The 25,120-nt window shown below is 71.2% G+C and carries 22 protein-coding genes and 4 tRNA genes; 14 read left to right on the top strand and 12 right to left on the bottom strand.

Translation table 11 applies throughout. The features are described from left to right. The first annotated feature begins 96 nt into the window (after positions 1 to 96). Positions 97 to 816 (top strand): aquaporin, encoded by a 720-nt coding sequence (locus ACXJMZ_RS07160; protein ID WP_457029279.1) that lies wholly within the window; start codon positions 97 to 99, stop codon positions 814 to 816. A 180-nt stretch (positions 817 to 996) separates the two neighbouring features. Here the strand turns inward: ACXJMZ_RS07160 and ACXJMZ_RS07155 are convergent, their stop codons facing one another. Beyond that, positions 997 to 1,431, bottom strand: a complete 435-nt coding sequence (locus ACXJMZ_RS07155) for a PPOX class F420-dependent oxidoreductase (RefSeq protein ID WP_457029112.1) — start codon at positions 1,429 to 1,431, stop codon at positions 997 to 999. 179 nt (positions 1,432 to 1,610) lie between these two features. Between ACXJMZ_RS07155 and ACXJMZ_RS07150 the strand changes: the two genes are divergently transcribed. Both ACXJMZ_RS07150 and ACXJMZ_RS07145 read left to right on the top strand, forming a co-directional pair. Next, on the top strand, positions 1,611 to 2,756 hold the full coding sequence (locus tag ACXJMZ_RS07150; protein WP_457029278.1) for a sensor histidine kinase: 1,146 nt from the start codon (positions 1,611 to 1,613) through the stop codon (positions 2,754 to 2,756). Further along, positions 2,753 to 3,388 carry a response regulator gene (locus ACXJMZ_RS07145; protein WP_457029111.1) on the top strand — a complete coding sequence of 212 codons (636 nt, stop codon included), beginning with the start codon at positions 2,753 to 2,755 and terminating at the stop codon, positions 3,386 to 3,388. The genes ACXJMZ_RS07150 and ACXJMZ_RS07145 overlap by 4 nt, the downstream gene beginning before the upstream one ends. A gap of 31 nt (positions 3,389 to 3,419) precedes the next feature. Here the strand turns inward: ACXJMZ_RS07145 and ACXJMZ_RS07140 are convergent, their stop codons facing one another. Both ACXJMZ_RS07140 and ACXJMZ_RS07135 read right to left on the bottom strand, forming a co-directional pair. Further along, positions 3,420 to 5,822: a PKD domain-containing protein gene (locus tag ACXJMZ_RS07140; RefSeq protein WP_457029110.1), complete on the bottom strand. Its 2,403-nt coding sequence runs from the start codon at positions 5,820 to 5,822 to the stop codon at positions 3,420 to 3,422. 162 nt (positions 5,823 to 5,984) lie between these two features. Next, positions 5,985 to 8,330: a right-handed parallel beta-helix repeat-containing protein gene (locus ACXJMZ_RS07135; RefSeq protein ID WP_457029109.1), complete on the bottom strand. Its 2,346-nt coding sequence runs from the start codon at positions 8,328 to 8,330 to the stop codon at positions 5,985 to 5,987. Positions 8,331 to 8,731: 401 nt separating this feature from the next. Here ACXJMZ_RS07135 and ACXJMZ_RS07130 point away from each other — a divergent pair, with 401 nt between their 5' ends. Continuing rightward, on the top strand, positions 8,732 to 11,125 hold the full coding sequence (locus tag ACXJMZ_RS07130; protein WP_457029108.1) for a right-handed parallel beta-helix repeat-containing protein: 2,394 nt from the start codon (positions 8,732 to 8,734) through the stop codon (positions 11,123 to 11,125). Between the two features lie 122 nt (positions 11,126 to 11,247). Further along, a complete protein-coding gene (locus ACXJMZ_RS07125) occupies positions 11,248 to 12,189 on the top strand; it encodes a 1-phosphofructokinase family hexose kinase (protein ID WP_457029107.1) in 942 nt (313 codons plus the stop codon). Here the strand turns inward: ACXJMZ_RS07125 and ACXJMZ_RS07120 are convergent. The 3 genes from ACXJMZ_RS07120 to ACXJMZ_RS07110 form a co-directional block, all read right to left on the bottom strand. Then, a complete protein-coding gene (locus ACXJMZ_RS07120) occupies positions 12,182 to 12,943 on the bottom strand; it encodes a bestrophin-like domain (protein WP_457029106.1) in 762 nt (253 codons plus the stop codon). The genes ACXJMZ_RS07125 and ACXJMZ_RS07120 overlap by 8 nt on opposite strands. 327 nt (positions 12,944 to 13,270) lie before the next feature. Then, positions 13,271 to 13,343, bottom strand: a tRNA-Lys gene (locus ACXJMZ_RS07115). Between the two features lie 135 nt (positions 13,344 to 13,478). Beyond that, positions 13,479 to 14,180 carry a nucleotidyltransferase domain-containing protein gene (locus ACXJMZ_RS07110; RefSeq protein ID WP_457029277.1) on the bottom strand — a complete coding sequence of 234 codons (702 nt, stop codon included), beginning with the start codon at positions 14,178 to 14,180 and terminating at the stop codon, positions 13,479 to 13,481. A 126-nt stretch (positions 14,181 to 14,306) separates the two neighbouring features. Here ACXJMZ_RS07110 and ACXJMZ_RS07105 point away from each other — a divergent pair, with 126 nt between their 5' ends. The 3 genes from ACXJMZ_RS07105 (at position 14,307) to ACXJMZ_RS07095 (ending at position 17,072) form a co-directional block, all read left to right on the top strand. After that, positions 14,307 to 15,491 carry a DNA glycosylase AlkZ-like family protein gene (locus tag ACXJMZ_RS07105; RefSeq protein ID WP_457029105.1) on the top strand — a complete coding sequence of 395 codons (1,185 nt, stop codon included), beginning with the start codon at positions 14,307 to 14,309 and terminating at the stop codon, positions 15,489 to 15,491. Between the two features lie 51 nt (positions 15,492 to 15,542). Further along, complete coding sequence (locus ACXJMZ_RS07100; RefSeq protein WP_057234307.1) at positions 15,543 to 16,292, top strand: SDR family oxidoreductase; 750 nt, start codon at positions 15,543 to 15,545, stop codon at positions 16,290 to 16,292. Positions 16,293 to 16,358: 66 nt separating this feature from the next. After that, the gene (locus tag ACXJMZ_RS07095; protein WP_457029104.1) at positions 16,359 to 17,072 is read left to right on the top strand and encodes a tyrosine-protein phosphatase; all 714 of its coding nucleotides are present in this window, start codon (positions 16,359 to 16,361) and stop codon (positions 17,070 to 17,072) included. Between the two features lie 10 nt (positions 17,073 to 17,082). Here ACXJMZ_RS07095 and ACXJMZ_RS07090 read toward each other — a convergent pair whose 3' ends face one another. The 4 genes from ACXJMZ_RS07090 to ACXJMZ_RS07075 form a co-directional block, all read right to left on the bottom strand. Next, positions 17,083 to 17,889 carry a TIGR02452 family protein gene (locus ACXJMZ_RS07090; RefSeq protein ID WP_457029103.1) on the bottom strand — a complete coding sequence of 269 codons (807 nt, stop codon included), beginning with the start codon at positions 17,887 to 17,889 and terminating at the stop codon, positions 17,083 to 17,085. Positions 17,890 to 17,990: 101 nt separating this feature from the next. Then, entirely contained in the window at positions 17,991 to 20,288 is a 2,298-nt protein-coding gene (locus ACXJMZ_RS07085) for a DEAD/DEAH box helicase (protein WP_457029102.1), read from the bottom strand. Between the two features lie 853 nt (positions 20,289 to 21,141). Continuing rightward, a complete protein-coding gene (locus ACXJMZ_RS07080; RefSeq protein WP_457029101.1) occupies positions 21,142 to 21,510 on the bottom strand; it encodes a fluoride efflux transporter FluC in 369 nt (122 codons plus the stop codon). Next, entirely contained in the window at positions 21,507 to 21,938 is a 432-nt protein-coding gene (locus ACXJMZ_RS07075) for a fluoride efflux transporter FluC (RefSeq protein WP_457029100.1), read from the bottom strand. The genes ACXJMZ_RS07080 and ACXJMZ_RS07075 overlap by 4 nt, the downstream gene beginning before the upstream one ends. 81 nt (positions 21,939 to 22,019) lie before the next feature. Between ACXJMZ_RS07075 and ACXJMZ_RS07070 the strand changes: the two genes are divergently transcribed. The 4 genes from ACXJMZ_RS07070 (at position 22,020) to ACXJMZ_RS07055 (ending at position 22,773) form a co-directional block, all read left to right on the top strand. Continuing rightward, on the top strand, positions 22,020 to 22,361 hold the full coding sequence (locus ACXJMZ_RS07070; RefSeq protein WP_457029276.1) for a metallopeptidase family protein: 342 nt from the start codon (positions 22,020 to 22,022) through the stop codon (positions 22,359 to 22,361). Positions 22,362 to 22,466: 105 nt separating this feature from the next. Further along, a tRNA-Glu gene (locus ACXJMZ_RS07065) sits at positions 22,467 to 22,539 on the top strand. A gap of 59 nt (positions 22,540 to 22,598) precedes the next feature. After that, positions 22,599 to 22,672 (top strand) — tRNA-Asp (locus ACXJMZ_RS07060). Positions 22,673 to 22,699: 27 nt separating this feature from the next. After that, positions 22,700 to 22,773 (top strand) — tRNA-Phe (locus ACXJMZ_RS07055). A 75-nt stretch (positions 22,774 to 22,848) separates the two neighbouring features. Here ACXJMZ_RS07055 and ACXJMZ_RS07050 read toward each other — a convergent pair. Further along, on the bottom strand, positions 22,849 to 23,631 hold the full coding sequence (locus tag ACXJMZ_RS07050; protein WP_457029099.1) for an alpha/beta fold hydrolase: 783 nt from the start codon (positions 23,629 to 23,631) through the stop codon (positions 22,849 to 22,851). Positions 23,632 to 23,735: 104 nt separating this feature from the next. Here ACXJMZ_RS07050 and ACXJMZ_RS07045 point away from each other — a divergent pair, with 104 nt between their 5' ends. Next, entirely contained in the window at positions 23,736 to 24,263 is a 528-nt protein-coding gene (locus ACXJMZ_RS07045; RefSeq protein ID WP_457029098.1) for a PadR family transcriptional regulator, read from the top strand. Positions 24,264 to 24,360: 97 nt separating this feature from the next. On the opposite strand, the gene ACXJMZ_RS07040 is transcribed toward ACXJMZ_RS07045, so the two are convergent. Then, entirely contained in the window at positions 24,361 to 24,564 is a 204-nt protein-coding gene (locus tag ACXJMZ_RS07040; RefSeq protein WP_045694210.1) for a cold-shock protein, read from the bottom strand. A gap of 340 nt (positions 24,565 to 24,904) precedes the next feature. On the opposite strand from ACXJMZ_RS07040, the gene ACXJMZ_RS07035 reads away from it, so the two are divergent. Next, positions 24,905 to 25,120, top strand: a 216-nt coding sequence (locus ACXJMZ_RS07035) for a hypothetical protein (RefSeq protein WP_057234322.1), incomplete at its 3' end; no start/stop codon positions are given.

Below are 25,120 nucleotides of genomic sequence, written 5' to 3'. Positions count from 1 at the left end.
GTACGAGTCTCCGAGCGGGCACCCCGTCGGCGGCCCGACCTTGGGTGTACCGGCCAATTGTCCGGCGCCGGGGGCGCTGGCGACGATGGCGGCATGATGCCCTCCTCGCTGTACCGCCGGCTGGCCGCCGAAGCCGTCGGCACCGCCGTGCTGGCCGCCGTCCTGGTCGGTTCCGGCATCCAGGCCACCGGGCTGAGCCGGGACGGCGGGGTGCAGCTGCTCGCCAACGTGCTGGCCTCGGTGCTGGCGCTGGCCGTGCTGATCGCGCTGCTCGCACCGGTCTCCGGTGCGCACTTCAACCCGCTGGTCTCGGCCGCCGCCTGGTGGACCGACCGCCGCACCGGCACCGGTCTGACCCTGCGTGAGCTGGGTGGCTACACGGCCGCCCAGCTGCTCGGCGCAGCCGCCGGGACCGGGCTGGCCAACCTGATGTTCGAGCGGCCGCTCCTGGAGCTCTCCGGCCAGACCCGCTCGGCCGGTCACCTCTGGCTGGCCGAGGCGGTGGCCACCGGAGTGCTGATCCTGCTGGTCTTCGGCCTGCTCCGGGCCGACCGGGGCGGCTATGCCCCGGTCGCGGTCGCCGCCTGGATCGCCGCCGCCGCCTGGGGTACCTCCTCGGGCAGCTTCGCCAACCCGGCCCTCACCGTCGGCCGGACCCTGACCGACAGCTACACCGGCATCGCCCCGGGTTCGGTCCCGGCCTTCGTCCTGGCCCAGTGCGCGGGCGCGGCCGTGGGGCTGGCCCTGGTCCTGCTGCTCTTCGGCCGCAGCCGCGACCGTGCCCCGGCGGACGTCCGTGAGCTGCTGGTGCGTTGAGCGCCCGTAGGTCAGCTCGTCCCGGTGCACGTCACCGGGGCGGGTGCCGTTGCCGAGCAGGACACCGCCCCAGCGCATCCCCATGTAGTCGCCGGTGAGCTTGAGGGTGCTGATCAGCGGGTCGACGTCGGAGCGGTCGCCGGTGTGCCGAAGGTCGGTGAACGGCCCCACCGGGCGGATTCAGTCGGCCACCGCACCCACCGCGGAGACCTTCTGGATCCGGATCCGGACCAGCAGCTCGCCCGGCACCCCGTTCCGGGCGCCGAACTCCTCGGCCCGGTCCTCGCCCATGTAGCGGGCCGCGATCCGGCCCGCCCAGTGCCGGACCTCGGCCAGGTCGTCGCTGAGCGTGGCCTTCCCCCGGACCAGCACGAAGTCGAACGGCGGCCGGTCGTCGTCCACGCAGACCATCACCCGGCCGTCCCGGGCCAGGTTGCGCCCCTTCACCGTGTCGGCACCGGTGTTCAGTACCAGGTCGTCCCCGTCCAGCAGGAACCAGACCGGGGCCACGTGCGGGCTGCCGTCGGCCCGGGTGGTGGCGAGCTTGCCGGTACGGGTGCCGGCGGAGAGGAAGGCGCGCCACTCGGGCTCGGTCATCTGAGGCATGCGCCCCATCGTGGCCGAGCCGGGACCCGCGCCGGGGCGCGGCACGCCGGGTCAGCCGATCGGTTGACGCCCAGCGGGAGCGGCCGGGTGAGGATGGGTACGAAACAGGACGGAACCGACGGACGGAGGAGCGCGCGGTGTCAGCGAAGAGCGCCGGGGATCCGGGCACCGACCGGCTCACCGTGGTGATGTACGGCGCGTTCCTGCTGCTGCTCGGCGCCTCGCTGACCCGGTACCTGCTCCGGCACGGCGACAGCGACCGGGCGGGCTGGGTGATCGGGCTGAGCCTGGCGCTGGCGCTGGCCCAACTGCCGGAGCTGCCCTGGCTGCGGGCCGGTGCGCGCCCGGTCCGGGTGGTCCGGCTGGCGGTGGTGGCCGGGCTCTGGGCGGTGCTGGTCCTGCTGGCGCCGAGCTTCGCGTGGTGTGCGGTGCCGCTGATCTACACCGCGCTGCGCACCCTGCCCGCCCGCGCCGCGATCCCGCTGGTGGCCGGGCTGACCGCGCTGGTGGTGTACTCCGAGGAGAAGCTCACCGGCCTCGACCCGGTCGGGCTGATCGCCCCGCCCGCCGTGGCCGGGCTGGCCACCGTGGTGTTCCTGCAGATGGAGCGGCAGGCCGAACGGCAGCGCGCGCTGATCGCGGACCTGGTCTCCACCCGAAGCGAACTGGCCGCCACCGAACGGCGCGAGGGCACACTGGCGGAGCGTCAGCGGCTGGCCATCGAGATCCACGACACGCTGGCCCAGGGCCTGTCCAGCCAGCAGATGCTGCTCCAGGCGGCCGACCGCACCTGGGAGTCCGACCCGGTCACTGCGCGGACCCATGTGCACACCGCCGCCGCGATCGCCGCCCGCAACCTGGCCGAGGCCCGCCGCTTCGTCCGGGACCTGGCGCCCGCCGACCTGGCCGACGGGGCCGGGCTCGACCAGGCCCTGCGCACCCTCGCCGAACGGGAGGCGGCGGAGAGCGGACTCACCGTCCGCTGTCACCTGGACGGCGCCCCGGTGCCGCTGCCGGACGTGGTGCAGAGCGCGCTGCTGCGGATCGCCCAGGGCGCACTGGCCAACGTCCGCGAGCACGCGGGGGCCCGGACGGCCGCGCTCACCCTCTCCTACCTCGGCGACCAGGTGGTCCTGGACATCGGTGACGACGGGCAGGGGATCGGCAGCCCGGCCTCGAGCCCGATCGAGAGCCCGACCGAGTCCGAGGGCCGGGGCCACGGGCTGCCCGCGATGCGGGCCCGGGTCCGGCAGTTGGGCGGCACACTGACCGTCGAGTCCACCCCCGGCGAGGGCACCGTGGTCACCGCCGCCATCCCCCTGGAGGCACCGTGACCGCCACAACTCCCGTACGACTGCTGGTCTGTGACGACCACGCCGTGGTCCGGGCCGGACTGCTCGCACTGCTCGCCAGTGCGGGCGACATCGAGGTGGTCGGCGCGGCCGGCAGCGGCGAGGAGGCGGTCGCGCTGGCAGCCAAACTGGCACCGCAGGTGGTGCTGATGGACCTCCAACTCGGCGAGGGCATCGACGGGGTGGAAGCCACCCGGCAGATCGCCGGACGGCCCGGCGCCCCGTACGTGCTGGTGCTCACCACCTACGACACCGACGCCGACATCAACCGGGCGATCGCCGCCGGGGCGACCGGCTACCTGCTCAAGGCCGAACGCCCGGAGGAACTCTTCGCCGCCATCCACGCGGCCGCCGAAGGCCGCAGCACCCTCTCCCCGCCGGTGGCCTCCCGGGTGATGGCCCAACTCCGCACTCCGGCGCCCCAACTGACCGACCGTGAACAGGAGATCCTCGCCCAGCTGGCGCAGGGTCTCGGCAACCGCGAGATCGCCCGCGCCCTGTTCATCAGCGAAGCCACCGTGAAGACCCACCTCGGCCGGATCTACGACAAGCTCGGCGTGGACACCCGCTCGGGCGCGGTCGCCGCCGCCAAGGAACGCCGCCTGCTGCGCTGACGGCCCGTCGGCCGGGCCGTCAGCGCTCAGCTCAGTTCGTGATCTTGAAGACCAGGTCGGCCTGCTGGGCGTAGGCGTTGCTCAGGGCGAAGGTGCGGCTGCTCGGACGGTAGATCCCGAAGGTGGTCCGGTTCTTCCCGGACCAGTCACCGACCACCGGCAGATCGCCCTTCTCTCCGTAACCAGCGGTGGAGACGGTGCCGTTGTCGTGCCGCAGGGCGAAGGTGTTCGCCGCACCGGAGGTCTCCCCGGGCCGGAAGATGCCGAGCTGGGCGTGACCGACACCGTCCCAGTCACCGACCACCGGCACGTCGCCGGGGTTGCCGAAGCCCAGCGTGGTCACCGAACCGTCGTCGTGCCGTACGGCGAGCAGGCCACTGCTGGGACGGTAGATCGCCAACTGGTGGTGACCGTTGTTGTCCCAGTACCCCGGCACCGGGATGTCACCCGGCTCACCGAACGGCACGGTGACCACGGAGCCGTTGCCGAGCTGCAGCGCGAAGCCGGCGCTGCTCGGCCGGTAGACGCCCAGCTGAGCCGGGGGACCGTTCATCTCCCAGCGGCCGACAATCGGGACATCCCCGGCCTGCCCGAACGACGCGTTGAAGCTCGCCTGCGCGGTGACCTTCTGGTAGCTGACGGCCCAGCGGCCGTTGTCGAAGAGCCCGACCTGCGTGGTGGGACCGCTGAAGTAGCCGGTGACCGGCGTGCCCGACAACGGACCGGCGACGTAGGTCCCGTGGGTGCCTGTAGCCGAGCGGCCGTGGTCGTCGTACACGGTCTCGGTGACGGTGTACGTGCCACCGGCCGCGTAGGTGTGAGTGAGGTTCGGCGCGCTCGGGCCGTTCGAGACCACCGCGGGGGTGCCGTCACCGAAGTCGATGACGTACCGGGAGACCGGCCAGGGGCTGGACGACGACTGGTCCGTGAAGCTCACGGTCGGGACGGAGCGGTCCAGCTGCGCGACCCCGAAGTCCGCACGGATCTGGCCGACTTCACCGATGGCCAGCGTCACGGTGGACTTCCGGACCAGGCCCTGGGTGCTGGTCGCCGTGAGGGTGACGGTGTAGACACCGGCGGCCGCGTAGTCGTGAGTCGTCGGGAGGGTCGGGGAGACGACCGGGGCAGTCCCGTCGCCGAAGTCCAGCGTGACGCCGGCCGACGACCAGCCCGGGGTGTAGTTGCCTTGTGCCGCAACACGCAGCGGGTGCTCCGCCGAGCTGTAGGGGTACGCCTGCAGATAGGCCCCGATCGGGTCCTGGATCTCGGTCGCGCCCCGGTCCGTGGAACTCTCGCCGGTGCCGGTGTCGGCGATGCCCGGGTGGTTGGCCCGGGGGTTGCCGTTGATGTCGGTGGCCAGCTGACCGGGGGCCGACTCGTCCGCCGCGTCGGTCAGACCTGCCGCGGCGGTCGGGGTGTACTGGTAGCCGAACCTCGGGTCGACGTCGTTGTCGTGCGCGCCCTGTCCGGTGACCTTGAAGTCGGTTGCCGAAGCGTAGGACTTGCCGTCCCAGGAGTAGCCGGCCCTCCCGCTCGAGGGATGGACCACGTTGTAGTCGACGACGGTGCCGGCCGTCGACCCCTGGGAGACGAACACCTCGGCGAAGCCCGGATCGGCGCTGCAGGAGCTGTACCCCTGGGCGAGGATGTTGTTCTCGACCGTGCTGCCGGAGGAGTTCCCGGCCAGCGTGATCCCGGCCACGCAGTTCTGTGTGACGGTGTTGCTGGTCACGACCGTGCCGGGGGCGTCGGTGACCAGCACTCCCTGGGTCACGTTGTTGCCGGCCAGGTTGGTGGTGACCACCGTCCTGACGGCACCGGCCTCGACCGCGATACCGGCCGTGCCGCTGCTGTACACCTGGTTGCGGCTCACCGTGACGTCCGAGGAGGCCGCCCCGGTCACCCGGATACCCGGGGTGTCGGTGGGGAACGTGGGCGTGCCGTTCACGGTCGGGGGGTCACCCGCGTCGGACACCGTGTTGCGGTCCAGCACGACCCGCTGGGAGTCCCGGACGAGTACGCCCTCCTGAGGCGTCGCGATGTAGAAGCCGGTCACCGTGACGTCGTGCACCCCGGAGATCAGGAATCCGTACGGGATGGTCCGCGCACTCTCGAGCGACCATCCGGTGCCGAGCATGACGTAGTCCTTGTTGGGAGCGGGGACACCCCGGAAGGTGACCGGCTTTCCCTGGGTACCCGAGCGCCGGACGGTGACCTGCTCGGCGTAGGCGTTGCCGGGCTCGACGGCCGCGATCTCCACCGTCTGGCCGGGCTGCACGTCATCGGCGGCGGCCTGGATGGTGCAGTACGGCTGCGCCGCAGTGCCGGAACCGGCGTCCGAGCAGCTCGCGTTCAGCTTGTCGACATGCAGGACCGCAGCCTCGGCGTGTGCGGTCAGCACCGGGATCGAGGATCCGATGACAGCCGAGCTCACGACAGCTGCGGCTAGGCCGACAAAGCGGCGAATGGACACAGTTGATCCCTTTTGGAAAGAAGTGAAGTGGCGCTGCCTGGCCGGACTCTGACGAACAGATGAGCCGATCAGCGACGTGGTGTCCGCCCCGGCCGTCCGGGTTATCCAGCTGGTGACGTCAGGTCAGTTCGTGACCTTGAAGACCATGTCGGCCTGCTGGGCGTAGGCGTTGCTCAGCGCGAAGGTGTGGCTGCTCGGACGGAAGATCCCGAAGGTGGTCCGGTTCTTCCACGACCAGTCACCGACCACCGGCAGGTCACCCCGCTCCCCGTAAGTGGCGGTGGAGACACTGCCGTTGTCGTGCCGCAGGGCAAAGGTGTTCGCCGCACCCGCAGTCGCGCCGGGCCGGAAGATGCCGAACTGGGCGTGACCGACACCGTCCCAGTCACCGACCACCGGCAGGTCGCCCGGGCTGCCGAAGCGCAGCGTGGTCACCGAACCGTCGTCGTGGCGCACGGCAAGCAGGCCACTGCTGGGACGGTAGATCGCCAACTGGTGGTGATTGTTGCGGTCCCAGTAGCCCGGCACCGGGATGTCACCCGGCTCGCCGAACGGCACGGTGACCACGGAGCCGTTGCCGAGCTGCAGCGCGAAGCTGGCGCTGCTCGGCCGGTAGACGCCCAGCTGAGCCGGGGCACCGTTCGTCTCCCAGCGCCCGACCACCGGGATGTCACCGGGGTTGCCGAACGACGGGTTGAAGCTCGCCTGCGCGGTGACCTTCTGGTAGCTGACGGCCCAGCGGCCGTTGTCGAAGAGTCCGACCTGCGTGGTGGGACCGCCGAAGTAGCCGGTGACCGGCACACCGGGCTGCGGACCGACCACGTAGGACTGGGCGCTGCTGCTCGCGGAGCGGCCGTGGTCGTCGTACACGGTCTCGGAGACGGTGTAGGTCCTGCCGACCTCGTAGGTGTGGGTGAGGGCCGGCGGAGTCGGGCCGTTCGAGACCACCACAGGAGACCCGTCACCGAAGTCGATGACGTACTTGGAGACCGTCCAGGGGCTGGACGACTGGTCCCTGAAGGTCACCGTCGGGACGGAGCGGTCCTGCTGTCCGACCGAGAACCCTGCGACGACCGGGCCCACCTTGCTGATGGTCAGCGTTGCCGTGGACTTCCGGACCAGTCCCTGGGTGCTGGTCGCGGTGAGGGTGACGGTGTAGGTACCGGCGGCCGGGTAGTCGTGGGTCACCGGGAGGCCGGGGGAAGCGATCGGAGCGCTCCCGTCACCGAGGTCCAGCGTGACGCCCGCCGACGACCAGCCCGGGTTGTAGGACCCCTGCACCACGGCGCGCAGCGGGTGCCCCGGCTCAGCTTGGGCGGAGCCCGACACCGAGGCCCCGATCGGGTCCTGGATCTCGGTCGCACCCCGGTCGGAGTACCCGGTGCCGGTGCCGGTGTCGGCGATGCCGGGGTGGTTGACCCGCGGCCTGCCGTTGATGTCGGTGCTCAGCTGGCCGGGGGCCGACTCGTCGGCCGCGTCGGTCACCCCCACCACGGCGGTGTGGGCGTACTGGTCACCGTTGGCATATCCGAGCCGAGGGTCGACGGCACTGTCCTGCCCGCCTTGGCCGAGGGCCTTGAACTCGGCCGGCGTCCGGACCGTGCCGCCCCAGGAGTAGGCGGCCTTCCCGGTCCAGGGGTGGACCGTGTTGTAGTCGGCAACGGTCCCGGCGGTCGACCCTGCGGAGACCACCAGCTCGGCGAACTGCGGGCCGACGGCGCAGGAGGTGTAGTCCTCGTTGAGGATGTTGTTCTTGATCGTGCTGCCGGAGGAGTTCCCGGCCAGCACGATCCCGGCCTGGCAGTTCTGCGAGACGGTGTTGCTGGTCAGGACCGTGCCGGGGGCATCGGTGACCAGCACTCCGTGCGTGCCGCTGCTGACGACCTGGTTGGTGGTGACGACCGTCCTGGCCGCACCGGCCTCGACCGCGATGCCGACCGTCCCGCTGCCGTGCACCTGGTTGCGGCTGACCGTGACATCCGCGGTCGCACCGGTCAGCCGGATACCGGGAGCGTTGGCGGGAAAGGCGGGCGCGCCGTCGACGGGCGGGACGTCGCCCGCGTTGTTGACCGTGTTGCCGTCCAGCACGATCCGCTGGGAGTCCCGTACCAGCACGCCTTCCTGAGGGGTGCTCAGGACCACGCCGGTGACCGTGACGTCGTGTACCCCGGAGATCAGGAATCCGTGCGGAACGGTCCGCGGATCCACCAGCGACCAAGGGGTGCCGATCAGGATCTCCCGCTCACCCCGGGCGGGGACACCCCGGAAGGTGACCGGCTCCCCGGGGGCGCCCGAGCTGCGGACCGTCACCTGCTCGTCGTAGGAGGTGTGGTAGCCGGTGGCGGCGATCTCCACGGTCTGGCCGGGCTGCACGTCGTCGGCGGCGGCCTGGATGGTGCAGTACGGCTGCGCCGCGGTACCGGTCCCGGCGTCCGAGCAGCTCGTGTTCAGCTTGTCGACGTGGAGCACAGCCGCCTCGGCCTGCGCTGTCAGAACGGGAACCGAGGAGCCGATGACAGCCGAGCTGGCAACAGCTGCGGCTAGGCCGACAAAGCGGCGAATTGACACAGTTGATCCCTCTTGGAAAGAAATGGCGCTGCCTGGCCGGACTTTGACGAACAGATGATCCGATCATCCCTATCAGTCCGGCGATCAGTATCCACCACGATTCCGGCCCACACCATCGGCTTTCGTCCCGTCGGACACCCCTCACCAGGGGGGTCGGAAGCCCTCGTGCATACTGAGCGCCGCGCCGCCGGAAGGCCGTCCTCCGACGCTGTGAGCGTCACGACCGGCCCGGGTGCTCCGCTCAACTGACTGGGGGATCAGCAGTGTTCAACCATCGCCGCGCGGGTATCGCCGCGGCCCTCGTGAGTTCGGCCGTCATCGGCTCCTCGCTGCCGGCCCTGACGGCGCAGGCCGAGGCGACAGTGCTCCACGTCTACAACCGCAGCACCGTGTGCTCGGACGCCGGCTCCGGCACCGAGGCGCAGCCGTACTGCACCATCCAGGCCGCCGCCGATGACGTGCAGCCGGGCCAGACCGTACGGATCCGCGGCGGGTACTACCAGGAGCAGGTGGTGCTCAAGCAGTCGGGCACCGCCCAGAACCCGATCGTCTTCGAGGGCGAGCTCGACCCCAGGACCACGAAGTCGGCCACCAACGTGGTCGGCGGCTCCCGTTCGGGGAACCCGGCCCTCCCGCACTCCATCACGGCCACCGGCGTCCACGACATCGTCCTCAAGGACCTGGCCTTCCAGTCGTGGCAGGAGGCCGTGGTCGTCAAGGACTCCGACCGGGTCTCGATCACCGGCAGCCTCTTCCACCTCGCCGGCACGATGTCCGGGTACTTCTCGACCCCCGCACCGGCCGTCCGGCTCAGCGGGAAGACCACGAACACCACCATCAGCCGAAACCGCTTCGGCGGCAGCGGTGGCGCCGGCCTGGCCGTGGACGCGGGTGTGGCCGGTACGGTCGTCACCACCAACGCGTTCAACGCCAACCGGGGCGGCGGGATCACCGTCACCGACGCCCCCGGCACAGTCCTCACTTCCAACACCGTGGTGGAGAACTGCGGGCACGGCATCGCGCTGCTCGGCAACTCCTCCGGCGCGGCCGTCCGCAACAACCTCGTGGCGGAGAACGCGATCTGGGCGAACGCACTCGGTCCGGCCTGCAGGGACGAGGTCGACCTGAGCGTCTCGGCGGCTTCCGTCCCCGGCACCGTCGTCGACTACAACCTGGTGCACCCGAACCCCGGTGGCCTCGCCTACTCTTGGGGCGGCAAGGCGGCCACCGGCCCGGCAGCCTTCACCGCGGCCACCGGCCAGGGCGTGCACGACCTCGACGTCGACCCGAAGATCACCCTGTTCGGCGAGCCGAACATCGACCTGATACCCAAGGCCGACACCGCCGCGATGGACTCGGCCGACGAGAGCGCCACCGGCCGGCTGGACGTCGACCTGCTGGGCAGGCCACGCGTCGAGGACCCGATCGTGGCGAACACCGGCACCGGCACCAGCCGCCACGACCGGGGAGCCTTCGAGTACCAGAAGCCGTTCGACATCGGGCTCAACCCGGTGCCGGGCAGCGTGCTGGGCCACCCGCTGGACGTCACCGTCTACGGCGTCGTCAACTCCCCGTGGTACCCCACCGTCAGCACCCTGGACCTGGGCGACGGCAGTGCGCTGGTGACGGCTCCGTCCTTCCCGCTGACCCGCACCTACGCTCCCGGCACCTACGTCCTCAAGCTGACGACGACCGACCGCACCGGCGCCACCCTGACGGCCGAGGAGAGCGTTACCGTCGAGCCCGTCGGTGCCCTCACCGCGCGCCTGACGGTTTATCACAACCGTCCGGGCTCCCACCCCGGCTTCGTCGAGGCCGAATCAAGCGTCACGAGCCCCTGGCCGGTGACCGGCCGGAGCCTGGACTTCGGCGACGGCACCCCGGCCGTCGCCCGCACCGGACCGGACAGCCTGGGCACGGTCCCGCACACCTACGCGGCGCCCGGGCGCTACCCGATCCGGCTGTCCGCGACCGACGACCACGGCCGCACGGCCGGTGCGGACGGGCAGGCGCAGATCAACTTCGCCGTGCCCGGCGACGTACCGATCGCCGGGCGCTGGGCCGCCGGAAACCCGTCCGCGAACGGGATCTTCAACGGCGGTACCTGGGCGCTGCGTTCGACCGCTCAGGGCGGTCCGGCCGATGTGACGAAGGTGAACTTCGGCCAGCCCGGTGACCTCCCGGCGATCGCCGACTGGGATGGCAAGGGCCACGACCAGATCGGGATCTACCGCAACGGCGTCTTCGCTCTGCGCCACACCGACGGCAGCACCACCGTCGTCCCCTACGGCGACCTCGGCGACATCCCGCTGCCCGGCTACTGGGACGGCAACGGCCACGCCCAGCTGGCGATCTTCCGGCCCAGCAGCCGCCTGCTCGCCGTCCGCCACGACAACGGCAGTACCACCGTCGTCCCCTTCGGCGAAGCCGGTGACATCCCGCTGGTCGGCGACTGGGACGGTGTCGGCCACGCGCAGTTGGGCATCTTCCGCCCCAGCAGCGCGACCTTCGGCCTGCGTCACGACAACGGCACCGTCTCCACCGCCGTCTTCGGCAACCCCGGCGACCAACCCATCGTCGGTGACTGGCTGAGCAAGGGCCGCACCACCTTCGGCATCTACCGGCCGAGCATGGCGACCTTCGCCATGAGCGGTGCGTACGCAGGCACCTGGGGCATGGCCAACCAGCTGTACTGAGCCCCCGCTCCAACCCCGTGCCGCAGGGCCCGCCGGACACCTCCGGCGGGCCCTGCCCTTGTTGCGCATTGATGCTTGAAAACGCTATAAAGCAAGCACATTCGAGCATCAGGAGCAGCCACGTGCCCAGCCAGACGATCCTGACCGTCACCCTCAATCTGGCCCTGGACGTCACCTACCACCTGGACGAGGTACGGCAGTTCGGCAGCAACCGGATCCGCGAGGTGAGCGCACAGGCGGGCGGCAAGGGCGTGAACGTCGCCCGCACGCTGGCCGCTCTCGGGCACGACACGCTGGTCACCGGCCTGGCAGGCGGCGCGACCGGACAGGCGGTGGCCGCCGAACTGGCCGTCGCCGGCCTGCCCGCCCGGCTGTTCGCCGTGGCGGGCGAGAGCCGCCGTACCGTGGCCGTCGTGGAGCAGCTGGCCGGCGACGCCACCAGCTACCTCGAACCCGGACCCGTCGTCACCCCGGCGGAGTGGCAGGCGTTCCTGACCCACTATCAGTCGCTGCTGGCGGGGGCCGGTGTGGTGGTGCTCTCCGGCAGCCTGCCCGCCGGCCTGCCGCCGGACGCCTACCGCGTCCTCGGCGAACTGGCCCGGGCCCGGCAGATCCCGGTCCTGCTCGACGCCGAAGGCCCCGCCCTGCTGCACGGCCTGGCCGCCGGCCCCGCCCTGGTGAAGCCCAACCAGCACGAGCTCGCGGCAGCCACCGGCACCGCCGACCCGTTCGAGGGCGCCCGCCGCCTGCGCGCGCTCGGTGCGCTGGCGGTCGCCGCCTCGCTCGGCCCGGACGGCCTGATCGCCTGTACCCCGGACGGCAGTTGGCGAGCCACCCCGCCGGACCGCGTCCCCGGCAACCCCACCGGCGCCGGAGACGCGGCGGTCGCCGCGCTCGCCGTCGGCCTGCTGCACGGCACCCCCTGGCCGGACCGGCTCCGACAGGCCGTCGCCCTCTCCGCCGCGACCGTGCTCGCCCCACAGGCAGGCCGCTTCGACGCCGAGGCGTACACCCGCCTGCCCGCCCTGGTACGGATCTCACACCTGCGGGCCGAGGTCAGATGACAGAGAAGCGATTCAGCGCGAATTCCAATGAATCGGGCTCCACGTGAATTCCCCCGCCAAAGGGGTGGTTCATGGCCGACAACAAGGTCAGCACGCTGGCCAGCAGCAGCGCCAGCCCGCCGATTCCGACCACCCCCGGCCAGGTCAGGGCCTCGATCTGGAGCGCGGACGTGGCCACCAGCAGCACGGCGGACAGGATCAGGCCGATCCAGAGATAGTTGGGAACCTCCTGGGACACCGCCAGCATCCGCGCGCGCCGAGCGTCCCCCACTTCTCGGAGGGCTACCAGCGAATCCCGCGCGAAAGTCTGTTCCTGCTTGGATTCGCCCGCCGTGTCCTGCAGCACCCGACGCAGCTCGTCGTACAGCTCCTGGGCCCCCGCACTGGACCTGCCCTCCGCCATCTCCGGCCACTCCTCGTCGATCACCGTGGACGTGTACCGGCGCGCCAGGTCACGTACCTCCGCGCGTGACTTCTCCGACAAGGGCCGAGTCGCCCAGTAGAGGTTGACAAGGCTTGAACCCTCGCTGCTGACCTCGTCGGCGGCTTTGCTCAGGCTCGCTCCGGCGGAGACGATCGAGAGGGCCAGGATAAAGCTGAACAGTGTCCTGTTGAGGGCCGAAAAATGTTCGATGCCGTCCTTCAGGCCGGATCCTTCGCGCCATCGCTGTGGAACATATCTGACCATCAGAAACAGGGTCAGAATTGAGACAGCGACACATGAGGCGGCCAAGACGATCGCAGATAAGCTCATACGCCCATTCAACCTCACCGGACTGCGCGGACTGTGGCGCGGAATCCGATATCCACTCCATTGAGTTCACCGGACCGACCGGAGTTTACCGACGGAACATTTCCCGATGAATACGCTCGACACCTGTTCAGATTTACACCACGGGTGGTCCGGCCCGCGCCCGCACTACGGCGCCGAGCAGTGGGCTGTCCGAGCACGGTGCTGTCTCTCTCTACCGGTGCGTTCGCCGTGCAGCAGGCCGAGCGGCGAATCTGGGGCACCTTGCGGGCACTGTCCCCGTTCCGACAGAAACCCCAGGCCAGAGACTGCCTGACCTGGGGTTGCGGGTGGGCCGCCAGGGGCTCGAACCCTGAACCTACGGATTAAAAGTCCGCAGCTCTGCCAATTGAGCTAGCGGCCCATCAGCCTGCGCCCCCGTCATGCCTGGGCGCTGCCACCGAGATCCTACCCGGTGCCCCCTGCTGTCTGGCCAGCCGATTGCCGTGCGCGCCGCGCCGCAGCACCCGCGCCGCCGACCCCGCGGCCGCGTCGGCCGTCAGGCGACGGCGAGGTGAGCGGCCCGGACCCGGCGGAGCCAGGACTCGGCCGGCGCCTCGGCCGGAGCTGCCGGCAGGACACCGGGCCGGTCGAAGCGGCGTTCGGCGTCGGCGAGGAGGTCCGCGGCGAGCTCCGGGCGGTCGGCGATCCGTTCGCCGAAAGCGCGGACCCCGGCCGGGTCGGCGAGCCGGATCTCCAGGTGGCCGGTCTCGTGCAAGGTGATGCCCTGGCGGACCAGACGGATCAGGTGCCGGGCGTGTTTGGCGGCCCGGGCCCGGGTGACCGGGTCGGTGGTGTCCCGGGTGGTCAGTTTCCTGAACTGCTGGGTGGCGTATCCGAGATAGGAGCTCCTGACAGCGCGCTCGCTGAGGAAGCTGGTACGGATCGCGATCAGTTCCTCGCCGAGCGGCGTCCGCACTTCGTACAACTCCTCGGGCAGCCAGACCAGTTCGGACGCGGTCGGGTTGCCGCCGAGGGCGAGGCGGCACCACTTGGCCGCCTCGTGCAGGGTGCGGTCCGGCGTGGTGGTGACGTGCGACTCGGACGGGCGGTGCAGGCCGTGGAACTCCTCGGTCGGCGCCGCGAACAGGCCGAGTCGGTCGAGGTCCGAGCCCGCGTGCGCGAGCCCGTACGCGGTGGAACCGACGATGCCGGAGAGCAGGACGTGCATGGGGTTCGCCTCCTCGGCGGCCGCTGGCAGGTCACCGCAGTCTCCCGACTCCCAGGACCCGGAGTCGAACGGTTATCGAGGGGCGAAGGCAGGGCGCCCCGACCCGCCGGGACGGCGCTGCACCCGCCCGGGCCCCGCCCCGCCGATACTGGCCCCATGGCGAACAGCGGGATCCCGACGGCGAAACTCCGCGCCTGGTGGGCGCACCGGCAGTGGCTGGACGGCGGCCACCGGGGCGCCTCGGCTGCCGAGGTGCTGACGGCCACCGGCTGGGCCCGTTCGGTCGGCGGCGCGAGCCCGTACCTGGGACTGTTCGCCCGGGCCGGGCTGGACCGGGCGACGGTGGACGCGGCCGTGGCCGCGCTGGAGGTGCACGAGCTGCCGTCCGCCCGGGGCTGCACGTACGTGCTCCCGGCTGCCGACTTCGCCCTCGGCCTGGCGGCCGGGGCCGCCACACCCGAGAGCGATGTGGCGATGGCCGGGAAGCACCTCGGTGTGAGCCGGGACGAGATCGAGAAACTCTGCCTCGCCATCTCCCAAGTCCTTTCCGATACCGAGCCGTTGGAGCCGACGGCGATCCGGGCGGCGGTCGGCGACGCGGTCCGCGGCCTCGGCGAACCGGGCCGCCGACGCGGCCGGACCACCACCCTGCCGATCGCCCTCGGCCTGCTGCAGGCCCGGGGGCTGATCCGCCGGGTCCCCGTCAACGGCCGCCTGGACCAACAGCGTTACGGCTACGTCAGTTGGGACCAGCCGGTCCGTGGTTCGGCCACCGAGCTGGCCGAACGGTACTTCTCCTGGGCTGCCCCGGCCTCGATCAAGCACTTCCGCTGGTTCACCGGCTTCACCGCCGCCACCGCGAAAGCCGCCACCGCCCCGCTCGACCTGGTCGAGCTACCCGGTACCGAACTGCTGATCCCGGCCGAACTCCATGCCGAATTCGACGAGTTCAGCACCCCAGCCACTCCGTCGTACGCGCTGCTGGCCGGGATCGACAGCCTGCACCTGCTGCACCGCGACCTGCCCCGGCTGCTCGATCCCGCCGATGCCGAACGCTCCTCCCCCGCCACCAAGGGCGGCCGGAGCTTCGGCAGCGAGGCCGACCCGCAGAGTCACCTGGTGGTGGACCGGGGCCGGATCATCGGGATCTGGGAGTACGACACCGAGGCGGGCGAGATCGTCCACCAGCTCTTCGTGCCACCCGACGAGGCACTGCGCGAGGCGGTGGCCCGGGTCGAGACCTTCGTCCGGGACCAGCTCGGTGACGCCCGCGGCTTCAGTCTCGACTCACCCAAGAGCCGCGCCCCGAAGATCGCCGCCATCCGAGCGGCCTCCCGGTAGCCCTGGCAGCCCCGCAACCACCCCTACCAGCTCATCGGTTACGGTCGGCCCATGAGTGATGAAGTGATCCTGATCACCGGCGGCGGCCGAGGCATCGGCGCCGCGACCGCACTGCTCGCCGCCGAGCGCGGCTACCGAGTGTGCGTCAACTACCGCACCGACGAAGCCGCCGCGGCCGGTGTGGTGGAGCGGATCGAGGCAGCCGGCGGCAGTGCGCTCGCGGTCCGGGCGGACGTCAGCCGCAGCGCCGAGGTCGAGCGGCTGTTCCGCACCGTGGACGAGGAGTTCGGCCCGCTCACCGCCCTGGTGAACAACGCCGGGACGCTGGAGAAGCAGGGCCGCCTGGACGAGTTGGACGAGGACCGGCTGGCCCGGATCTGGACGGCCAACATCACCGGCCCGTTCCTCTGCGCGGGCGCCGCCGTCCGCCGGATGTCCACCCGGTACGGCGGCCGGGGCGGGGCGATCGTCAACGTCTCCTCCGCCGCCTCCCGGCTCGGTTCGCCCAACGAGTACGTCGACTATGCCGCCTCCAAGGGCGCGTTGGACAGCATGACCACCGGCCTGGCCCTGGAGGTCGCCGGCGAGGGCATCCGGGTCAACGCCGTCCGGCCCGGCCTGATCCACACCGACATCCACGCCCTGGGCGGCGAACCCGCCCGGGTCGACCGGGTCGGACCACTGCTCCCGATGGGCCGCGGCGGCCGCCCCGAGGAGGTCGCCGAGGGCATCCTCTACCTGCTCTCGCCCGGCGCCTCGTACGTCACCGGCGCCTTCCTCGACCTGGCCGGCGGACGCTGACCAACTGCCCACCGGGTTGCCGAAATTCGCCCTTCCCCCCACGTCGTGCACGCTACCGTGACGGCCATGACGACCGACCGTGAGTTCGACGCCGCGTCCACCCTCGTCGACGTACCCGACGTGCAGAACTTCCGCGACGCGGGGGTGGGCGGGCTCCGCACCGGCCTGCTGTACCGCTCCGGCTCCCTCAACCGGATGACACCGGACGGCGCCCAGCGCCTGAAGGGCCTCGGCGTCCGGACCGTCATCGACCTGCGCACCGCGGCCGAGCTCGCCGTCTGGCCCGACGAGCGCCACGGGCTGACCTACCGGCTGCACCACCTCCCGCTGGTCCCCGACAACGACGGCTCGAAGCCGACCTGGCCGGCCACCCAGGCCGAGGCCTACCCGTTCATGGCCGAGGTCGGCGGCCCCGCCGTGGCCGGCACCATTCGCCGGCTGGCCGAACCGGACGCCTTCCCCGCAGTGATCCACTGCGCCGTCGGCAAGGACCGCACCGGCCTCACCATCGCCGTCATCCAGTCGCTGGCCGGCCTCTCCGACGCCGAGATCATCACCGACTACCTCCGCTCCAACCCCAGCCTCGGCCTCGACCACGGCCCGGTCCCCTACACCGACGAACACGGCCAACAGCAGTTCACCCACGCCGTCCGCCCCGAGAACCTCCGCGCCGCCCTCACCCGCATCCACGACCTCCACGGCTCCATCCCGGGCTACCTCCACACCCACGGGGTGACCGACTCCGAGCTCGACACCCTGCGGGACGCCCTCCGCCCCTGACCTGAGTAGGTCAGCCCCCGAACCGCGCCTCGAAGGCGGCCCGGTTGGCCGAGACCGGCGTGCGGTCCCAGACGGCGAACACCACCCGGTCGAAGGTCGCGCCGTACGAGTCGAGGGCGACCGCGAAGGCGTCGGCCACCTCGGCCGGGTCGTTGCGGAAGACGCCGCAGCCCCAGGCCCCGAGCACCAACTCCCGCACCCCGTGCGCCGCCGCAACCCCGAGCACTCGCCCGGCCCGCTCCACCAGCACCGCCCGGACGTCGACCGGCCGGCCCTCCGAACGGAGCGTCAGCTGCCCCGCGTTGGGCGCGGGCGAGGTGAGGAACGAGACGGCGTACGGCTGCCGGAGCAGCTCGCGTCGGTCGTCCCGGACCACCGGGACAGCCGGGGACCAGATCACCCGGTGGCTGTAGTGGAGGTCGCCGGAGGCGCGGTGCGCCTCGTAGTAGTCGGGCGCGGCCAGCAGGCAGTGGTAGAGCAGGGCGCTGCGGCAGAGGTCCTCCTCCTGTGCCTTCGCCCCGCGCAGGTAGCCGCCGCCCGGGTTGCGCGCCGAGGCGAAGTTGAGCACCGCGACATGCGAGCCGCCGTCCTCGGTCAGCCGGCGGGCGGCCTGCATGCTGCCCTCGGCCGTCACCTCCGGCACCCCGCCGAACGCTCCGGTGGCCGCCGGGCGATGTGACGGACCGTACGACACCGTCCCGGCCCGGGCGGCGGCCAACGGCCCGCCCACCTCGACCTCGACGGCGCCGACCCGGTAGCTCCCCCGCTCGGCGATCTCCTCGTTCACGGTGGCCACTTCGTGCAGTCTGCTGCTCATGCCGTGGACGCTAGCGACACCTCGCGTCCACGGCACGCAAATAAACCGAACGGGCCCGCCCCMCCGAAGTGGAGCGGGCCCGTCTCAGGAGCTACCGAGCGTCAGTTCTTCCAGCGCGGCTTGTTGCGGTCGGCGCCACCGTTGAAGCTGCCGCCACGCGAGTCGCGGTCGCCGCCGAACGAACGGCCGCCACGGTCATCGCGGTTGAAGCCACCACCGGTGCCACCGGACTGCGGCCGGCCACCGGAGCGGTGGTCGTCGCGGCGGGCGAACGGACGGCTGCCGCCACCACGGTTGTCGCGGTCACCGAAGGACGGGCGGTCACCGAAGGAACGCGCCGGACGGTCGCCACCGAAGGAGCCACCCGAGGGGCGGTCGTCACGGTTGAAACCACCGGTACGCGGCGCACGGTCATCGCGGTTGAAGCCACCCGAACGGCCACCGGAGGGGCGGTCGTCACGGTTGAAACCACCGGTACGCGGSGCACGGTCGTCACGGTTGAAGCCACCCGAACGGCCACCGGAGCGGTCGTCACGGTTGAAGCCACCGGAGCGGTTGTCCCGGTCGCCACCGAAGGAACGGCCACCGGAGGGGCGGTCGTCACGGTTGAAACCACCGGTACGCGGGGCACGGTCGTCACGGTTGAAGCCACCCGAACGGCCACCGGAGCGGTCGTCACGGTCCCGGTTGAACCCGCCACGCTGCTCGCGGTCACCGCGGTCACCGCGGTCACCGTACGAGGGACGCTCGTTGCGCGCCTCGCGGTAGGCGGGGGCGCGGTCGGCCTCGACGGCAGCCGGCGCGGCGACGGTCTCGGCGGCCTCGCCACCCTCCGACGCCTCGTCAGCCGAGGCAGCGGCGGTCTCGACGACCGGCTCGTCCTCGATGCCCAGCTCGGCCCGCTCGCGAGCGGCCCGGGAGGCCAGGCGGTCGGCCTCCTCGCGCAGCTCGTTGGCGCGGCGCTGCGCACGCTCCAGCGTGCGCGCCATGTCGGCGACCTCACGCTCGGCGGCACCGGCGATCCCGGCGGCCGACTCGGCCTGCACCTCGATCAGCGAGCGGGCGCCGGTGATCCGGGCCACCTCGGGGTCGAAGGCGTGGTCGAGGATGTGACGCGAGGCGTCCACGCCCGCGTCCTCCATCAGGCGGAAGACGCCACGGCGCTGGTGCGGCAGCACCAGGGTGACGACGGCACCGGAGCGGCCCGCGCGAGCGGTCCGGCCGGAGCGGTGCAGGTAGTCCTTGTGGTCACCGGCCGGGTCGACGTTGAGCACCAGGTCGATGTCGTCCACGTGGATGCCACGGGCGGCGACGTCGGTGGCGACGACCACGTTGAGGTAGCCGTCCTTGAAGTCGCCGAGCACCCGGGTACGGGCGCCCTGGGTCATCCCGCCGTGCAGCGCGTCGGCCTTCACGCCGGCCTCGATCAGCTGCTCGGCCACCCGGTCGGCACCCATCTGGGTACGGACGAAGATGATCGTGCGGCCCTTGCGGGCGGCGATCGCGTTGGTGATCGGGGCCTTGTCCTTGGGCTTCACCACGAGGATGTGGTGGCTCATGGTGGTGACGGCGCCCTGGGCCGCGTCGACCTCGTGGGTGACCGGGTCCTTCAGGTAGCGCTTGACCAGGCTGTCGATCTCGTTCTCGAGGGTGGCCGAGAACAGCAGGCTCTGGCCGCCGCTCGGGACCTTGTCGAGGATCTCGGTGACCTCGGGCAGGAAGCCCATGTCGGCCATCTGGTCGGCCTCGTCCAGGACGGTGACCATGACCTCGTCGAGCTTGGCGGTGTTGCGGTTGATCAGGTCACGCAGCCGGCCGGGGGTGGCGACCAGGACGTCGACACCGCGCTCCAGCGCGTAGATCTGGTTGGACATCGAGGTGCCACCGCAGACGACCTTGAGCTTGAGGCCGAGCACCGAGCCGAACGGCTCCAGCGCGTCGGCGACCTGCATGGCCAGCTCGCGGGTCGGGACCAGGATCAGGCCACGCGGGTGCTTGGGCTTGGTACGGCCCTCGGCGGCGGCGATCCGGGTCAGCATCGGCAGACCGAAGCTCAGGGTCTTGCCGGAGCCGGTACGGCCACGGCCGAGGACGTCCTTGCCGGCCAGCGCGTCCGGGATGGTCGCGGCCTGGATCGGGAACGGGGTGGTGACGCCGCGCTTGTTCAGCGCCCGCACCACGTCGTCGTGCAGACCGAGGTCGCCGAAGGTGATGGTGGGCTCGGCGTCCTCCGCGGCGGTCTCCTCGACCAGCTCGGCGGAGTCGTCGAGGAGGGAGTCGATGGAGTCGTCGAGGACGGAGTCGTCCAGGATCTCGACATCGGGGGTCTCGACCAGGGTGTCGAGGGTGTCCGAACCGTTCGCGGGCATGGCGAAGCGGTCGTTGTCAACGAGGGACATGCAAAACCTTCCGGAAGTGGCACGCGCCAAAGTCCGGGGTTCTGTTTACAAACCGCCTCTATGCGGTCAGCCACCGAATCGCCGGAACGCGCCAAGGGCGCCAGGGGATTTCAGGGCGCCAATCAAATGAATCAAAGTAACGATCTACCACCATACGGCAGCCTCTGTATCTAAGGCAAACCTGCTGGCCAGACCGCTATTGCCCGGCGGAGCTGGGGCTCGGGGCCGCAGATCCGGGGTCACTCACCGAGGGTACCGGAGAGCTCGGGAGAACCGGGGTCGGCGAGGGGCTCGACGCCTCGCTGGGTGAGGGCTGCGGGTGGCTGCTCGACCCGGGCTCCGTACCGCCCGAACCCGGCCTGGGGCCGGTGGCCGTACCGCTGGGGGCACCGCTCGGCGACTCGCTCCGCCCGTTCTGGGCGGGCGCCCCGGGCGGCGGGGTGATCCCCGGCACGGCGGGTGTGGCCCCGATCACCCCGGCGGGCGCCGACGGGCTCGCGCCCCCCAGGTGCTCCACCCGCTGCCCGCTGCTGCCCCGCCCCGGCATGTGCGCCCCGCTCCCGCTCTTGCCGGGCGAGCCGCTCCGACCCGCTGGAGCGTTGCTCGGCAGGGTGTCGGCGGAGCCACCGCCGACCGACATACAACCCGTCAGCCCGGCTCCCGCCAGGGCCAGTACGAGCACTCCGGCAACCTGCCGCCCCGTCCGCATCCGCACCACCGCCACCTGGGCACCTCCCCTGCTCACCAGCCGCGCCCGGCCACCTGTGGTGACCAACGCGCTCCGGCCCGGCAGGACACGGCCCGGTAACCGATCTCCGTAAGCCGCGCCCCCGGCCGCCGGGCTGATGCCCGGTCAGAACGCCCCGGCCAGCCCGGATCCCACCCAGGTCGCGCCGATCCCGGCCACCAGCGTGGCCAGCAGATAGCCCACGGCCCGGCCCCGCGCACCACCCTCGGCCAGCCGCAGCACGTCGTACGAGAAGGTCGAGTACGTGGTCAGCGCCCCGCACAGGCCGGTGCCGAGCAGCAACAGCCCGCGCGCCGAGCAGATCCCGACCAGCAGCCCGAGCAGCAGCGAACCCAGCACGTTGACCGTCAAGGTGCCCCAGGGGAACCCTCCGCCGTGCCTGGTCCGCAGCAACCAGGCCCGCAGCAGCAGGTCCGTCAGATACCGCGCCGGAGCGCCGACCGCGGCCCCGACGGCCACCAGCAGCCAGTTCACCGCCGCACCGCCGGCCACCGCACCGGCAGCCGCCGGGCGACCGCGCTCCCGGCCCAGACCGCCGCCAGCGCGGTGACCAGCGTGCCGCCGAGGTAGGCCAGCGCCACGGCCGGCTCGCCGCCCGTCACCAGCCGGTGCACGTCGACCGCGTACGTCGAGAAGGTGGTGAACCCGCCCAGCACCCCGGTGCCGAGGAACGGCCGGACCAGCCGATGGGGCGTCAGCACCTCGGTGACCAGCACCATCAGCACCCCCATCGCGCCGCAGCCGGCCACGTTCACCAGCAGCGTGCTCCAGGGGAAGGCGAGCGGGCCGGCCGGCCAGAGCAGCCCGGCCCCGTACCGCCCGCAGGCACCGATCACCCCGCCCAGGGCGACCACCCCCAGGACCGGCCCCTCGCCCCGCAGACTCACCCGATCGCTCAGCACCGGTCCAGTGAATCACCGGCAATCACCGGCGCCGGTGATCTGGCACCGCGTCACCTCACACCCGACAATGAGGCGGTGGACATGACCCGGGACGAGTTCGAAACGCTGGTCGCCGATGCCCTGGACCAGATCCCGCCGCAACTCGCGGCGATGATGGACAACGTCGCCATCTTCGTGGAGGACGAGCCCGACCCGGCGGACCCTGAGCTGCTCGGCCTGTACGAGGGCACCCCGCTCACCGAGCGCGGTGAGTGGTACGCCGGCGTCCTGCCCGACCGGATCATCATCTACATGGGCCCGACCACCCGCCTCTGCGAGACCTACGACGAGATGGTCCAGGAGGTCCGCACCACGGTCATCCACGAAGTGGCCCACCACTTCGGCTTCGACGACCATGAGCTGCACGAACTCGGCTGGTCCTGAGCCCGCCCCCGATTCGGACGGCCGAAACCGTTTTGGCGTTCCCGCCCGGCATCCCATATGCTTCTCACGTCCCCGACCGCTGCTGGTCAGCCGGGCGGGCCGCAAGCCCTCATCGTCTAGTGGCCCAGGACGTCGCCCTTTCAAGGCGGTAGCACGGGTTCGAATCCCGTTGGGGGCACGGCAGTACCGTAGTAAAGTCGGCGTCGCAAGATACCGAAGCGGATGTGCTCCGCACGAGGTCCTGTGGAGCAGTTGGTTAGCTCGCCACCCTGTCAAGGTGGAGGTCGCGGGTTCAAGTCCCGTCAGGATCGCTCGTCTCGCAAGAGACGGTGCAGTACGGCCAGGTAGCTCAGTTGGTACGAGCGCCCGCCTGAAAAGCGGGAGGTCGCCGGTTCGACCCCGGCCCTGGCCACAACTGCCGAAAGCCCCCGGTGAGTTCACTCGCCGGGGGCTTTCCCGTGGGGCGACACCGCTCAGCCCGCACCGCTCAGCCCGCCGCGCTCGCGGCGAAGGCGTCCGCGACCGCTCGGGCGAAGCCGTCGGGGTTGTCGAACATGATGTTGTGCCCACAGCCGGGCACGGCGGTGACCCGCACTCCCGCCTCCCGCAGCCGGTCGGCACCCGCGGGCTCGCCGTCGGCCACCGGATGGACGAAGGTCCGCGGGACGGGCAGTTCGAGCAGCAGCTCACGCAGGCCCGGCGTGCCGCCCTGGGCCCGCGAGGCCGCGCTGCGGTGCAGCGCCTCCCGGCCGGCCAGGCGCATGGTCGCCCACCAGAGCGGGCCGACCCGCTCGCGCACCGCACGCCACCCGCCGTCGATGAACTCCCGCTCGGAGTGGTCGAGCAGACCGCTGCTTCCTGGGTCGGCGAGCTCGGCGGGCGTGACCGGATCGAGGCCGGTGTCGACCAGCACCAGGCCGGCCACCAAGTCCGGGTGACGGGCCGCCAGCACAACGGCCACCGCACCGCCCATGCTGTGCCCGACGACCTCGGCACCGCTCACCCCGGCGCTGCGCAGTGCCGTCGCGACCGCGTCGGCGTGCGCTTCGAGGGTGTAGGGGAAGGCGGTGGGACGGTCGCTGATGCCGAAACCGAGCAGGTCGAGCAGCAGGGCGCGCCGGCCGGCCAGCTCCGGATGGGCCACTGCGGCGGCGAAGTACACCGGCGAGCTGGCACCCAGCCCGTGCAGGTAGACCCGGGCCGGTTCGGCGCCGGGGATCTCCACCCAGCGCAGGTGGTCACCGTCGGGGGTCACGAGGGCATGCCGCATGGCCAACTCCTTCTCTGTTCGTCCGGGTCCGGCGAGCACCATACCTCGCAGTCGAGGTATCTCGGAAGCGCTATAGGGAGCGGTGGATCTGGAAGAGTGGGGGCATGCTGAAGCTCGCGATTCTCGGTCTCCTCCAGGAGCGGCCGCTGCACGGCTACGAGCTGCGCCGCCACCTCGCCGCGCTGACCGGACACGTCCGGCCGATCAGTGACGGCACGCTGTACCCGGCGATCAAGCGGCTGGAGACGGCCGGGCTGCTGATCCGGGAGACCGAGCCCGGGACGGCCGCCGCACCCCGGCACACCCTGCATCTCACCGAGGCCGGCCAGGCGGCCCTGCTGGCACGGCTGCGGACGCCCGAGGATCTGGACATCACCGACGAGAACCGGTGGTTCACCGTGCTGGCCTTCCTCCGCCAACTGGGTGATCCGGCTGAGCAGGCCGCCGTACTGCGCCGTCGGCTCGCGTTCCTCAACGAACCGGCCAGCTTCTTCTACGACGGCGAGCGGCCACTCGGCGCCGAGGAATTCGACGATCCGTTCCGTCGCGGTCTGCTGCTGATCGCCCGGGCCACCACCCAGACCGAGCTGGGCTGGCTGACCGGGACCATCGCCGAACTGGACGGGCACTGACCGGGCCGGAAAACAGCACAGCCCCCGAGTGAAGCACTCGGGGGCTGCGACATGCTGCCCCCGGCCGCCGAAGCGGCCGTACGGGCATAGGTCCTACTTAGAGCGGGCGAATGTTCTCCGCCTGCGGGCCCTTCTGGCCCTGGGTGACGTCGAACTCGACCTTCTGGCCCTCGAGCAGCTCACGGAAGCCGTTGGCGTTGATGTTCGAGTAGTGGGCGAACACGTCAGGACCGCCACCCTCCTGCTCGATGAAGCCGAAGCCCTTTTCCGAGTTGAACCACTTCACGGTGCCATTAGCCATTTAAAACTCCTTCAGGGGACTGTCCAGAGCTCACACTTCGCAAGCTCCGCGTCGCCGTGATGGGCCCGCCCGGAGTAAAGAGCCGGGAAACAAAAAACGCGCCTGCGGTCACAACCAGCAGGCGCACACAAGTTCATGGGAACCACAACTGCAACTACCACGACTGTAGCAGGGTTCACGCCAGTGCGGAGGGATCCGACGCGCCCAGTCTTCGGGGCCTCCCCGAGAGGTCCGGCGCCCGGCCTGCTGCGGCAACGGAACGTCCATGATCAAGAAAATCCGAAAATCCGTTACCGGGCGGCAGGTCCCAGCGCCCGGATTTGGGCGCATACTGACACGGATGACGAATTCAGCGCCACGGCGCCATCTCCCCACCAGCCCCTTCCGCCCCGCGCCCACGCCGCAGATCAAGCGGTTCGCCGTCGGCGATCGGGTCTCCCACGACGAGTACGGCCTGGGCCGGGCCATCGCCGTCGAGGGCGAGCTCGCGGTGCTCGTCGACTTCGGCTCCCGGCAGGTGCGCATCACAGCGCCCTTCGCCAAGCTCTTCCTGCTC

The organism is Kitasatospora sp. P5_F3, from assembly GCF_054049135.1.
This window is presented reverse-complemented; position numbering and strand designations above follow the sequence as displayed.